Genomic DNA, 11,641 nt, shown 5'->3' with positions numbered 1-11,641 from the left:
TGCAGTTTGATGGTTCTTGAGGGTCATACATGTACCCGAATGCCCGATGTTGTGTCCAGTGGTGCCCGTGATCCGGCGGTGCCCTTGCCGCGCACGTGGTGTCGCCGCGAGGGGAAGGAGGGGATTTGCGCCGCCACCGCCAGGGTCTTTCGACCGTGTTCGTCGGGGCACCGGCGCGCCATCGTTGGACCATGTCGGCCGTCGCCAACGACACCCACGTCCGGGGGTCGAAGGCATTGCGCCGCACGCTCCTCGGCCTCCAGGGGTTCACCCTTGTCGGCGTCGTCGCAGGGGTCCACGGCTTCCTGACCGGCGCCTTCGAGCCTCTTGTCGCCGAGGTGGTGGGGCATCTCGCCGTCGTCGATGACGCCGGCCGCGTTCCGACCCTGGCACTCGGCCTGGTCGTCGGCGTGCCACAGCTGGTCGCGTTCGTTCTCGCACTCCGTGCGGATCGCCGAGCCGCAGTCGTCGGCCTCGCGGCCGGCATGACCTTGACGGCGTGGGTCGTCGTGCAGCTGCCGCTGATCGGCTGGAGCTCCCCGATCCAGTGGGCGTTCTTCGCAGTCGGGCTCTGCGAGTCTGCCGTCGCCTGGCGGCTCGCTCGCCGCTCTGTCAGGCGCGACGACGCCGTCGCCGGACGGCGGACCGGACGGTAGCGGCGGCACGGGCACGCCGGGGACCGGCCTGCTCCCACGGAGCTCGGCGCGCCTGACGGGCCGCTCCCCAGGCACGTCGTTGCGTCGTTCTGGGCTCGCTCTGGACAAGCGAGGCGTTTTGCCCCTTTTGTCGCACCCCTCGCCGTCGGTAGCCTCGTCTCGCGCGAGTGCGCGACAGCCCATCGCTTCTTCTCCAGTGCTGCAGGAGGAACCGTGGTCGAGTTCTACGTCGCCGAGCCCGGGGAGATCGCCCCGCCGGTGCCCGAGGGTCCGCAGCTGTGCAACGGGCAGGACATGCGCGTCGTGCACAACGCCTTCCTCTGGTCGTACGGGAAGGCTCCCGGCCTGGTCCGGGGAGTCGCCGCCGGCGACACCGCCCGCAGCGAGCTCGTCGGCCAGTGGCTCGGCGACCTCGACGCGACGCTGCACGAGCACCACCACAGCGAGGACCAGCTGCTGTGGGACAAGCTCGAGCAGCGCGCGCCCGCCTGCGCCCTGCACGTGTCGCAGATGCGTGCCCACCACGCCCAGGTGCAGCAGCTCCTCGACGAGGCCGGGCCGCTGCTCACGCAGTGGCGTGGGGCGGCGGATCCCGCCGACCGTGAGCGTCTCGCCGACGCCTACGAGCGCATGTTCGCGGTGCTCAAGGTCCATCTGCGTCGCGAGGTCGTCGAGGTCATCCCTGTCGCCGAGCGGGTGCTCACGAAGCAGGAGTGGGAGCAGCTCGGTGAGCACACCATGGACGCCATCCCGAAGTCGCGACTCATGCCGCAGTTCGGCATCCTCCTGGCCAACCTCGAGCCGGCCGAGCGCGCCCGGTTCTTCGGCGAGGCGCCCGCCTTCGTCCGCGTGCTCTACAAGACGCTGGGCAAGCGGCAGTACGCGAAGCAGCACCGTGCTCTGTTTCCCGGGGAGCCCGTGCCGCCGACGGTGTGACGGCCGCGGGGCCCGCGAGGCGGGTGCCGCCGATGTGCATGCAGGCGTCGGGGAGCGTAAGGAACGGCGCGACCCCCTACGGTGCTCCCATGCGGTGGGAGTCGCTCTTCGCGGACATGGAGGCCCAGCTGGCGGCGGGCCGGCTCGCCGACCTGCGGGCGGACGTCGCCGAGCTGGCGCGTGCTGAGCGCGCGTCGGTCGGGCTCGCCGCGAGGGCGCGCTCGTCGGTCGGCTGCCGGTTGCGCGTGCTGGTGGGGAGTGCCGACGCCGTGGAGGGTGAGCTCGTCGATGCGGCGCCGGAATGGCTCCTGCTGGCCGCCTCGCCCATGCGCCGGGCGCTCGTGCCGATGAGCGCGGTCGTCGCGGTCGACGGGCTCGTCGCGCACGCCGCCCCGGCCCCGGGCGCCGTCGAGGCGCGACTGGGACTCGGGCATGCGCTGCGTGCGCTGGCGCGGGATCGGGCGGTCGTCCGCCTCGATGTTCGTGGCGCCGAGCTCTCGGGTCGGATCGAGCGGGTGGGGGCGGACCATCTCGACCTCACGGACGAGAGCCGGACCGGCCGTGGCGCGTGGGCCGTACCGTTCGCCGCGCTCCGGGTGGTCCGGTCGGGCGGCTGAGGCTCGTCAGTCCGAGACCGGCTCCTCGTGCGTCCCGCCGTCGCTGGTGATGCGGGCGCGGGTCTGCTCGTACATCCGCTGGATGTACTTCTCCAGCTCGGTGGACTCGACGCGCCACTGCAGGCGTCCGCCGATCTGGATCGCCGGCAGCTCGCCGGAGCGGACGAGCGCGTAGGCCTGCGGGGCGGAGATGTTGAGCACCTCGGTGACGTCAGCGAGCGTGAGGAACCTCGACGGCATGACCGCAGTGTGGCACGCGCTGGCGCCCGGACCGGTTTGTCCACAATGCTCCCTCCGCGGCGTGCCGCACACGGCAAGATGGCGGCCCACGGGCCGACGAACCAGGAGAGTCGATGGACACGAGCGTGATCGATCTGCCCGCGCCGGTGGCCGCGCGGCTGCGTCGTCCGGGCTGGCGTGACCCGCGCCTGCTGGCCGGGATCGCGATGGTGGCGGCGTCGGTGCTGCTGGGCTCGTGGGCGGTGCGGACGGCGCAGGCCACCGTCCCGGTCTACGTGACCCGCGCGGCGCTGGTGCCGGGGGACCGGGTCGCGGTCGACGATCTCGCGGTGGTGGACGTGCGGCTGGGGACGGTCAACCTGGACCACTACCTACGGGCGGACCAGCCGGTCGCCACGGACGGCGTCGTCGTGAGGGCCGTCGGTCGCGGCGAGCTGGTTCCGGCCTCCGCGGTCGGCTCGGCCGCGGACCTCGACCTGCGGCCCGTGTCGATCACCCTGACGCGGGCACCGTCGCACGACTTCGCACCCGGCGTGCTGGTCGACGTCTGGTTCACCCCGCCGGCACCCGACGACGACGCGTCGCCGGGGGAGCCCAGGCAACTTGCGGGCGGCCTCACGGTTGCCGAGGTGACGACGCCGTCCGGTGCGTTCCGCGCGTCCGGCGGCAGCTCGGTCCAGGTGCTGGTGCCGACGGACGTGCTGCCCAGCATCCTCACCGCTCTCGCCGCCGACGGTGCGGTCGACGTGGTGCCGGTGCCCGGGACGGGTGGCTGACGTGACGGTCGGGGTGCTGTGCGCCGTGCAGGGTGCGGCGGAGTCGATCATCGTCCAGGCCGTGGAGCAGACCGGCGGCCGCCTGAGCGTCACCCGGCGGTGCGCCGACCTCACCGAGCTGCTCGCCGCCGCGGAGGCCGGGCTCGGCCGGCTCGCCGTGGTCTCGGGCGACCTGGAGCTGCTGGACCGCGAGGCGATCGACCTGCTGCACCGCGCGGGCGTGCGCGTGGTCGGCATCGGCGACGCCGCGCGTCCCTGGCTGGGGGAGCGGCTCGCCGCGCTGGGTGCGGACCTCGTGGCCGTCGCCCCGCAGGACGAGGTTGCGGCCGGCTCCGTGGTCCGGGACGCCCTGGCGATCCTCGACGACGCGCGCGACGACGACGTGCCGGGCATCGCCCAGCCCGAGGAGATTCGGCGCCCCAGCCGGGGCCTCGTCGCGGCGGTCTGGGGTCCCACCGGTGCGCCGGGCCGGACGACGGTCGCGGTCAACGTGGCGGCTGAGCTCGCCGCCGCCGGGCGCCGGACGCTGCTCGTCGACGCGGACACCTACGGCGGGTGCGTCGCTCAGGTGGTGGGCATGCTGGACGAGGCGCCCGGTCTGGCGGCCGCGGCCCGCGCGGCCGGTCAGGGCACGCTCGACCTGATGACCCTCGCGCGGCTGACCCCGTCCATTGCGCCCGACCTACGGGTGCTCTCCGGCATCTCGCGGGCCGACCGCTGGCCGGAGCTGCCCTCGTCGTCGCTCGACGCGGTCTGGTCGGTGGCCCGCGGGCTGGCGGAGTGGACGGTGGTCGACTGCGGCTTCTGCCTCGAGCAGGACGAGGTGCTCAGCTATGACACGCGGGCCCCGCGCCGCAACGCGGCGACGCTCAGCGCCCTGGAGGCGGCGGAGGTCGTCCTCGTGGTCGGCGCCGGCGACCCGGTGGGCATCCAGCGGCTGGTCCGCGGCCTCGGTGAGCTCACCGACCTGGGGCTCGGTGCCACGCGGGTCGTGGTGGTCAACCGGGTCCGGGCCTCCGTGGCGGGCCCGCACCCCGGGGACGCCGTCGGTCAGGCCCTGGCGCGCTACGCGGGCGTCACTGACGCGCACCTCGTGCCCGACGACCGGGCGGCCGTGGACACGGCCCTGCTCGAGGCGCAGACGCTGCGCGAGGCCGCTCCGGGCTCGCCCGTGCGGCGGGCGCTCGCCGGCGTCGCGGCCCGGGTCGATGCTGTGCTCGTCGGCGCGCCTTCGCTCGAGCCGATCGCTGCCGCGCGCGCCTGACCGCCCGGGTGCGCCCGCCGCACGGCACACTGGCGGGGTGCGCATCTACCTCCCGGCCTCTCTCGACCAGCTCGACCCCACAGCGGGATCCCTCACGGCGCGCCGCGCGCACGCCGTGACGCCGGCGCTGCGTGCCCTGTTTCCCGACGAGGACGACGAGGGCCTCGAGTTCGCGGCGCAGCTCGCGGCGGCGGACGACTCGCTCGAGCACCTGGCGACGCACCCCGACGCCCCGCAGCTGCGGCTGGTCGTCTCGGTCGACGTCCCCGACGCCGCGGTCGAGCCGGTCACGGACGACGAGGACGTGCCCAGCGCGATCGAGCTGGTGAGCGCGGTMGCGCAGGCCGACGTCATCTGCGTGCACGTCGACGAGCCCGGCGCGGCTCCCGACGTCGTGCTCGCGGCCGGGGGAGACGAGGCGGCCGTCGACCGCCTCGACGAGCGTGACCTGCTCTGGTACGACGCCTCGGAGCTGGCGAGCATCCCCCGCTGAGCGCGCGGCTCCGTGGCCTTCGTCACGAACGGCCGTCCAAGCGGGAGCCAGTTGGACCCGGCCCCGACGCTCAGGTAGTGTTCACCGCCGGTACGACGTCCGGATGCACGTGTGTCCGCCCCGCCAGGCGGCCCCCGAGCTCCGGGCGTTATACCCCCATGGGGTATGGTGTAATTGGCAGCACGACTGATTCTGGTTCAGTTAGTCTAGGTTCGAGTCCTGGTACCCCAGCGCGAGCACCGCTGGTCCGACCTCCTCGGAGGATCGGGTAGAGTGTTCACTCGCAAGCGAGGCCCTCGGGTCCCGCAGCGTATAGGCCCCCGTTGTGTAGCGGCCTAGCACGCCGCCCTCTCACGGCGGTAGCGCCGGTTCGAATCCGGTCGGGGGTACAGAGTTGCGAAGGGCCCCTCCTAGCGGAAGACGCTGGGAGGGGCCCTTCGTCGTTGCCGCCCACGTCGGGCTCGGGTCCGGCGCGCTCAGCGGGGCGGCGCGCACGAGCCTGGACGAGAATCGGACGACTGACGTGCGACGGCGGGACGAGAAGCTATGAGCGACAGCATCATCGGCCTGGGCGTGATCGCGCTCTTTGCTCTGATGCTGGTGGCCCTTGTCCTCGGCGCGCGACGTCGCCCGCCCGCGTCCGCTGTCACGGTGGGCACAGCGAGGGGACGACCTGGGATGGCCGTTCATCCGTGGCGGGGCCATTGGTTCGCCACGGCCGTGGGCTGGCTCCTGCTCGCGTTGTTCGTCCTCGCCGGGCTCTCGGCGATCGGCTCCTCCAACGGCGCCGCCGGGTTCCTCCTGCTCGGTTCGATGCTCGCGGCCTACGTCGGATGGTGTGGGGCAACCGGCCGGGCCGGCGACGGAACCGTCACGCTGACGCCCGAAGGGATCCACCAGCGCTATGCCGGGTCGGACGTCTTCATCGACTGGGACAACGTGCGCGGGCTGGTGACCACCCCGAAGGACTTCATCGTCCAGACCCACCACCCTGTAGTCCCGACCCGCCACATGCTGCCCCTCGTCGGGGGACGGCGAGCGATCGTCCGGGACGACGCCATCGCGTTGCCCCGGCGCGGGCTGCCACCGCTGCCCTTTCAGGAGATGATCGAGCTGTATGCGACGAGCTCCGCGGCTCGGGACGAGCTGGGCACGGACGAGGCGATCCGGCGGGCCCGGGAGCTGCTGGCCGGCGTCTCCTGAGATTGGGGCCGGGCCGGGAACCTGCCGCCATCGGCCACGAGCACGGACAGCGGCGCGGCTTCGGGCGGTCGGCGACAGAAGCGCGAGCGTTCCTCGGGTCAGTGCTGCCCGGGTGGGCCGTGGGAGGACGTCGGCAGCAGGGCGACGACGATCGCGCCGATGACGGCCACGAGCGCGCCGATGAACACCCCGGTGATCAGGGCGCCGGCGGCGCCACCCCCGCCGAGAGCGGCCAGGAGCGCGCCCACGACGAACCCGACGGCGAACCCGATGGCCGCCACGCGGTTGCGCAGCCTTCGTCGGCTAGCCGCGGCGCCCCGGACAGCCATCAGTCGGCCGTTCGGCGGAGCACCTCGGTGAGCCGGTTGGCCGCCGAGACGACCGCGGCGGCGTGCAGGCGGCCGGGCTGGCGCGAGAGGCGCTCGAGCGGGCCGGAGACCGACACCGCGGCGACGATCCGGCCCGACGGGCCGCGCACGGGGGCGGACACCGACGCGACGCCGACCTCGCGCTCGGACACCGACTGCGCCCAGCCGCGGCGACGGACGCCGGACAGGATCGTGGCGGTGAACTTGGCGCCCTGGAGCCCGCGGTGGAGTCGGTCCGGCTCCTCCCAGGCGAGCAGGATCTGCGCCGCCGAGCCCGCGTGCATGGTGAGCGTGGCGCCGACCGGGATCGAGTCGCGCAGGCCGATGGGCCGCTCGGCCGCGGCCACGCAGATGCGCTGGTCGCCCTGGCGCCGGTAGAGCTGCGCGCTCTCGCCGGTGTGGTCGCGCAGGGCGGCCAGCACGGGACCGGCGGCGGCGAGCAGGCGGTCCTCGCCGGCGGCCGTCGCGAGCTCCGAGAGGCGGGGTCCGAGCACGAACCGACCCTGCATGTCGCGCGCCACCAGACGGTGGTGCTCGAGCGCCACGGCCAGCCGGTGGGCTGTCGGGCGAGCAAGATGGGTGGCAGTGACGAGCTGCGCGAGCGTGGCTGGGCCGGCCTCGAGGGCGCTGAGAACGGATGCGGCCTTGTCCAGCACGCCGACTCCGCTAGAGTTGTCCATAGGTCGATATTGGCGTCTCGAAGGCTGAGATGCAAGTACGGCGGCAGACGAGCCGGGAAAACCACACTCCCGGCCGAGAGTACGAACGAGAGAACGGACCGAGAAGATGGCCGGCACGTTGGCGGAGAAGGTCTGGGACGCGCACGTCGTGCGACGGGGCACGGACGGCGCGCCTGACCTCCTCTACATCGACCTCCACCTCGTGCACGAGGTGACGAGCCCGCAGGCGTTCGAGGGTCTGCGCCTCGCGGGCCGCCCGGTCCGCCGGCCGGACCTCACGCTCGCGACAGAGGACCACAACACCCCCACGCTCGACATCGACCGGCCGATCGCCGACGAGACGAGCCGCACCCAGATCCAGACGCTGCGCAACAACGCCGCGGAGTTCGGCGTGCGCATCCACTCGCTCGGCGACGCCGACCAGGGCATCGTCCACCAGGTGGGACCGCAGCTCGGTCTCACGCAGCCGGGCCTCACGGTCGTCTGCGGCGACTCGCACACGTCCACGCACGGCGCGTTCGGCGCCCTCGCGTTCGGCATCGGCACCAGCGAGGTCGAGCACGTGCTCGCCACGCAGACGCTCCCGCTCGCGCCGTTCAAGACGATGGCCATCACGGTCGACGGCGAGCTGCCCCCGGGTGCCACCAGCAAGGACATCATCCTGGCGATCATCGCGAAGATCGGCACCGGCGGCGGCCAGGGCTACGTGCTCGAGTACCGCGGCGAGGCGATCCGGGCGCTGTCGATGGAAGCCCGCATGACGGTCTGCAACATGTCGATCGAGGCCGGCGCCCGCGCGGGCATGATCGCCCCCGACCAGACCACCTTCGACTACCTCAAGGGCCGTCCGCACGCGCCCGAGGGCGCGGACTGGGACGCCGCGGTCGCGTACTGGAGCACGCTGAAGACCGACGAGGACGCCGAGTTCGACGTCGAGGTCGTGCTGAAGGCGGAGGACCTCGAGCCGTTCGTCACGTGGGGCACCAACCCGGGCCAKGGCCTGCCGCTGTCCGGCTCGGTCCCGGTGCCGGAGGAGATCGCCGACGCCAACGAGCGCGTCGCCGCCGAGCGCGCCATCGAGTACATGGGCCTGACGCCCGGCCAGCCGCTGCGCGAGATCAAGGTCGACACGGTCTTCATCGGTTCGTGCACCAACGGCCGCATCGAGGACCTGCGCTCGGTGGCCAAGGTCATCCGCGGCAAGCACAAGTCCGACGACGTCCGCGTCCTGGTGGTGCCGGCCTCGGCACGTGTCCGGCTGCAGGCGGAGGCCGAGGGCCTCGACAAGATCTTCCTCGACTTCGGCGCCGAGTGGCGCAACGCCGGCTGCTCGATGTGTCTGGGCATGAACCCCGACCAGCTGGCTCCGGGCGAGCGCTCGGCATCGACGTCGAACCGCAACTTCGAGGGCCGGCAGGGCAAGGGCGGACGCACGCACCTGGTCTCGCCGCTCGTCGCGGCCGCGACGGCCATCCGCGGAACCCTCTCGTCGTACGCCGACCTCGCCACGGGCGCTCCGACGCCCGACGGCAGCCCTCTCACCGACCTCCAGACGGTCTGACCGGGGAAACTCGGGAACCGGGAAAGAGACACAGCCATGGAGAAGTTCAGCCAGCACACCGGCGTCGGCGTCCCGCTGCGGCGCAGCAACGTGGACACCGACCAGATCATCCCGGCCGTCTACCTCAAGCGCGTGACGCGCACGGGGTTCGAGGACGCGCTGTTCGCCGCGTGGCGCGGCGACCCGTCGTTCATCCTCAACCAGGACGCCTACAAGGCGGGCTCCGTGCTCGTCGCCGGCCCCGACTTCGGCACGGGCTCGTCGCGCGAGCACGCCGTGTGGGCCCTCAAGGACTACGGGTTCAAGGTCGTCATCTCGAACCGGTTCGCGGACATCTTCCGCGGCAACTCCGGCAAGCAGGGGCTGCTCGCCGCCCAGGCGGCGCAGGAGGACATCGAGCTCATCTGGAAGATCCTCGAGACGCGGCCCGGCACCGAGATCACGGTCGACCTCGCGTCGAAGACGATCACGTGCGACGACGTCGTGGTGCCGTTCCAGGTGGACGACTACACCCGATGGCGCCTCATGGAGGGCCTGGACGACATCGGGCTCACGCTCGAGCACGCCGACGAGATCTCCGACTTCGAGGCTCGTCGCGAGCCGTGGCGGCCCGCGACGCTGCCTGCCAAGCACCTGCCGCCCGTCGAGATCGTGGCCGCCCGACCGGCCGGCGTGCCGGTGGAGATCGGCCGACGGCCCTGAGGTCGCCCCGGCGGGTCGCCCGCGCGGGTGGCCCGCCGGGCGCCCGCTGTCGATAGCGTGGCAGCGGGCAACGACGCGGAGCGTGTCGGCCCAGAGAGGACGACCATGCTGGGCAAGTCGCAGATCGCCGACCGGATCGCTGCTCGAGGCGCGTCGAAGGGCGCCGCGCTCGCCGCAGTCGAGGCGGTCGTCGACGAGATCACGTCGGCGCTGGCCGCCGGCGAGCGCGTGACGCTCACGGGCTTCGGCACGTTCGAGGCGGCCGGTCGCGCCGCACGCACGGCCCGCAACCCCCGCACGGGCGAGACGCTGGAGGTCGCGGCGACGACCGTCGCTCGCTTCCACCCCGGTGCCACGCTGCGCGCGCGGGTGGCGGCCGGACCCGGAGAGCCGCTGGGCGCCGTCGCGGACCTCGGCTCGCTGCAGGGGGTCACCGCGCCGGCCGCGGCACCGGCCGCCGCGCCGGTCCGCTCGACGCCGTCGGCGGACGTGGCGCCGAAGGCCAAGGCAGCAGCCCTCCCGAAGAGCAAGGCGACGCCGAAGGCGAAGGCCAAGGCCGAGGCGAAGAAGGCCGACGTCAAGAAGCGGGCCGACGCGGCGAAGAAGGCCGAGGCGAAGAAGCGCGCCGACGCGAAGAAGGCCGAGGCGAAGAAGGCCGACGCGAAGAAGGCCGGGAAGAAGTCCGGCAAGGGCAGCACCAAGAAGAAGTAATCCGCGGGCCCGACCGTGTGAAGGTTCGGCGCCGACCTCGGCGCGCCGCCGCTCGGACGGTCGGGAGCACCCCCGCGCGTGGGAGACGATGTTTCGATGAGCGATCTGCTGTACGTCAACGGTGGCAACCCCCTGTCGGGTGAGATCACCGTCCGCGGTGCCAAGAACTTCGTCTCCAAGGCGATGGTCGCGGCCCTGCTGGGCGAGACGCCGAGCGTCCTGCGCAACGTCCCCCAGATCCGCGACGTCGGTGTGGTGACGGGCCTGCTCGAGCTGCACGGCGTCAAGGTCGACGCCGACGCGGAGGCGGGCGTGCTGCACCTCGACCCGACGGACGTCGAGTCGGCGCACGTCGCGGACATCGACACCCACGCGGGCTCGAGCCGCATCCCGATCCTGTTCTGCGGCCCGCTGCTGCACCGTCTGGGCGAGGCGTTCATCCCGGACCTGGGCGGGTGCCGGATCGGCGACCGGCCGATCAACTACCACCTCGACATCCTGCGGCAGTTCGGCGCGGTCGTGGAGAAGACCGACAACGGCATCCACATCCGGGCGCCGCGACGCCTCCAGGGCACCAAGATCGCGCTGCCGTACCCGAGCGTGGGGGCCACCGAGCAGCTGCTGCTGACGGCCGTGCGCGCCGAGGGCGTCACGGAGCTGGCCAACGCGGCGATCGAGCCCGAGATCATGGATCTCATCAACGTGCTGCAGAAGATGGGCGCGATCATCTCGGTCGACACGGACCGCGTGATCCGGATCGAGGGCGTCGACCGCCTGTTCGGGTTCCAGCACACGGCGCTCTCCGACCGCATCGAGGCGGCGTCGTGGGCGTCCGCGGCCCTGGCAACGGGCGGGGACATCTTCGTGCGCGGGGCCACGCAGCCGGAGATGACGACGTTCCTCAACACGTTCCGCAAGGTCGGCGGCGAGTTCGCCATCGACGACGACGGCATCCGGTTCTTCCACCCCGGCGGCGACCTGCGCTCGATCACGCTCGAGACCGACGTGCACCCCGGGTTCATGACGGACTGGCAGCAGCCGCTCGTGGTGGCGCTCACGCAGGCGAAGGGTCTGTCGATCGTGCACGAGACGGTCTACGAGAACCGCTTCGGGTTCACCGAGGCGCTGGTGGGCATGGGCGCGACGATCCAGGTCTACAAGGAGTGCCTGGGCGGTCGGCCGTGCCGGTTCGGGCAGCGCAACTTCTTCCACTCCGCCGTCATCTCGGGTCCCACGCCGCTGGCTGCCGCGGACATCGAGGTGCCTGACCTGCGGGGTGGCTTCAGCCACCTCATCGCCGCGCTGACCGCCAAGGGGACGTCGTCGGTGCGCGGGATCAGCCTGATCGACCGGGGCTACGAGCGCTTCACCGAGAAGCTCGAGGCGCTGGGTGCCGAGTTCAGCCGCGAGCTGACGAGGGCATGAGCGCATCGA

General features: G+C 72.6%; 14 protein-coding genes and 2 tRNA genes. 13 read left to right on the top strand and 3 right to left on the bottom strand.

The window, feature by feature from the left end:
• The first annotated feature begins 191 nt into the window (after window positions 1-191).
• From AC1DYZ_RS17380 to AC1DYZ_RS17370, 3 genes are all read left to right on the top strand, one after another.
• Window positions 192-656: a hypothetical protein gene (locus AC1DYZ_RS17380; protein ID WP_477066381.1), complete on the top strand. Its 465-nt coding sequence runs from the start codon at window positions 192-194 to the stop codon at window positions 654-656.
• Between the two features lie 213 nt (window positions 657-869).
• On the top strand, window positions 870-1,592 hold the full coding sequence (locus AC1DYZ_RS17375; RefSeq protein WP_477066380.1) for a hemerythrin domain-containing protein: 723 nt from the start codon (window positions 870-872) through the stop codon (window positions 1,590-1,592).
• An 89-nt stretch (window positions 1,593-1,681) separates the two neighbouring features.
• Window positions 1,682-2,209: a hypothetical protein gene (locus tag AC1DYZ_RS17370; RefSeq protein WP_477066379.1), complete on the top strand. Its 528-nt coding sequence runs from the start codon at window positions 1,682-1,684 to the stop codon at window positions 2,207-2,209.
• Between the two features lie 6 nt (window positions 2,210-2,215).
• Here AC1DYZ_RS17370 and AC1DYZ_RS17365 read toward each other — a convergent pair whose 3' ends face one another.
• Entirely contained in the window at window positions 2,216-2,449 is a 234-nt protein-coding gene (locus tag AC1DYZ_RS17365; protein ID WP_477066378.1) for a helix-turn-helix domain-containing protein, read from the bottom strand.
• Between the two features lie 113 nt (window positions 2,450-2,562).
• Between AC1DYZ_RS17365 and AC1DYZ_RS17360 the strand changes: the two genes are divergently transcribed.
• The 6 genes from AC1DYZ_RS17360 (at window position 2,563) to AC1DYZ_RS17335 (ending at window position 6,185) form a co-directional block, all read left to right on the top strand.
• Window positions 2,563-3,225, top strand: a complete 663-nt coding sequence (locus AC1DYZ_RS17360; RefSeq protein ID WP_477066377.1) for a CpaB family protein — start codon at window positions 2,563-2,565, stop codon at window positions 3,223-3,225.
• 1 nt (window position 3,226) lies between these two features.
• A complete protein-coding gene (locus AC1DYZ_RS17355; protein WP_477066409.1) occupies window positions 3,227-4,489 on the top strand; it encodes a CpaE/TadZ family protein in 1,263 nt (420 codons plus the stop codon).
• Between the two features lie 37 nt (window positions 4,490-4,526).
• The gene (locus AC1DYZ_RS17350) at window positions 4,527-4,982 is read left to right on the top strand and encodes a DUF6912 family protein (protein WP_477066376.1); all 456 of its coding nucleotides are present in this window, start codon (window positions 4,527-4,529) and stop codon (window positions 4,980-4,982) included.
• Between the two features lie 159 nt (window positions 4,983-5,141).
• Window positions 5,142-5,213: transfer RNA gene (locus tag AC1DYZ_RS17345), tRNA-Gln, on the top strand.
• 85 nt (window positions 5,214-5,298) lie between these two features.
• Window positions 5,299-5,371 (top strand) — tRNA-Glu (locus AC1DYZ_RS17340).
• Between the two features lie 157 nt (window positions 5,372-5,528).
• Window positions 5,529-6,185: a hypothetical protein gene (locus tag AC1DYZ_RS17335; protein ID WP_477066375.1), complete on the top strand. Its 657-nt coding sequence runs from the start codon at window positions 5,529-5,531 to the stop codon at window positions 6,183-6,185.
• Window positions 6,186-6,283: 98 nt separating this feature from the next.
• Here AC1DYZ_RS17335 and AC1DYZ_RS17330 read toward each other — a convergent pair whose 3' ends face one another.
• Both AC1DYZ_RS17330 and AC1DYZ_RS17325 read right to left on the bottom strand, forming a co-directional pair.
• A complete protein-coding gene (locus AC1DYZ_RS17330; RefSeq protein WP_477066374.1) occupies window positions 6,284-6,514 on the bottom strand; it encodes a hypothetical protein in 231 nt (76 codons plus the stop codon).
• A complete protein-coding gene (locus AC1DYZ_RS17325) occupies window positions 6,514-7,233 on the bottom strand; it encodes an IclR family transcriptional regulator (RefSeq protein WP_028046824.1) in 720 nt (239 codons plus the stop codon). The genes AC1DYZ_RS17330 and AC1DYZ_RS17325 overlap by 1 nt, the downstream gene beginning before the upstream one ends.
• 106 nt (window positions 7,234-7,339) lie before the next feature.
• Here AC1DYZ_RS17325 and leuC point away from each other — a divergent pair, with 106 nt between their 5' ends.
• From leuC to murA, 4 genes are all read left to right on the top strand, one after another.
• A complete protein-coding gene (leuC, locus tag AC1DYZ_RS17320; protein WP_477066373.1) occupies window positions 7,340-8,794 on the top strand; it encodes a 3-isopropylmalate dehydratase large subunit in 1,455 nt (484 codons plus the stop codon).
• A 36-nt stretch (window positions 8,795-8,830) separates the two neighbouring features.
• Entirely contained in the window at window positions 8,831-9,496 is a 666-nt protein-coding gene (leuD, locus tag AC1DYZ_RS17315) for a 3-isopropylmalate dehydratase small subunit (RefSeq protein WP_477066372.1), read from the top strand.
• A gap of 105 nt (window positions 9,497-9,601) precedes the next feature.
• Window positions 9,602-10,207: an HU family DNA-binding protein gene (locus AC1DYZ_RS17310; RefSeq protein WP_477066371.1), complete on the top strand. Its 606-nt coding sequence runs from the start codon at window positions 9,602-9,604 to the stop codon at window positions 10,205-10,207.
• A gap of 96 nt (window positions 10,208-10,303) precedes the next feature.
• Window positions 10,304-11,632 (top strand): UDP-N-acetylglucosamine 1-carboxyvinyltransferase, encoded by a 1,329-nt coding sequence (gene murA, locus AC1DYZ_RS17305; protein WP_477066370.1) that lies wholly within the window; start codon window positions 10,304-10,306, stop codon window positions 11,630-11,632.
• Window positions 11,633-11,641 lie beyond the last annotated feature (9 nt).

The sequence above is a fragment of the Cellulomonas sp. P1_C4 genome (assembly GCF_056406355.1).
The sequence above is the reverse complement of the archived record's forward strand: the minus strand, read 5'-3'. Positions and strand labels throughout refer to the sequence as shown.

Excerpts from the sequence above, each read along its gene's own strand:
- AC1DYZ_RS17380 (WP_477066381.1), top strand. The coding sequence starts at position 192 with ATGTCGGCCGTCGCCAACGACACCCACGTCCGGGGGTCGAAGGCATTG.
- leuD (WP_477066372.1), top strand. The coding sequence starts at position 8,831 with ATGGAGAAGTTCAGCCAGCACACCGGCGTCGGCGTCCCGCTGCGGCGC.
- AC1DYZ_RS17360 (WP_477066377.1), top strand. The coding sequence starts at position 2,563 with ATGGACACGAGCGTGATCGATCTGCCCGCGCCGGTGGCCGCGCGGCTG.
- AC1DYZ_RS17370 (WP_477066379.1), top strand. The coding sequence starts at position 1,682 with ATGCGGTGGGAGTCGCTCTTCGCGGACATGGAGGCCCAGCTGGCGGCG.
- murA (WP_477066370.1), top strand. The coding sequence starts at position 10,304 with ATGAGCGATCTGCTGTACGTCAACGGTGGCAACCCCCTGTCGGGTGAG.
- AC1DYZ_RS17365 (WP_477066378.1), bottom strand. The coding sequence starts at position 2,449 with ATGCCGTCGAGGTTCCTCACGCTCGCTGACGTCACCGAGGTGCTCAAC.
- AC1DYZ_RS17325 (WP_028046824.1), bottom strand. The coding sequence starts at position 7,233 with ATGGACAACTCTAGCGGAGTCGGCGTGCTGGACAAGGCCGCATCCGTT.
- AC1DYZ_RS17310 (WP_477066371.1), top strand. The coding sequence starts at position 9,602 with ATGCTGGGCAAGTCGCAGATCGCCGACCGGATCGCTGCTCGAGGCGCG.
- AC1DYZ_RS17335 (WP_477066375.1), top strand. The coding sequence starts at position 5,529 with ATGAGCGACAGCATCATCGGCCTGGGCGTGATCGCGCTCTTTGCTCTG.
- AC1DYZ_RS17330 (WP_477066374.1), bottom strand. The coding sequence starts at position 6,514 with ATGGCTGTCCGGGGCGCCGCGGCTAGCCGACGAAGGCTGCGCAACCGC.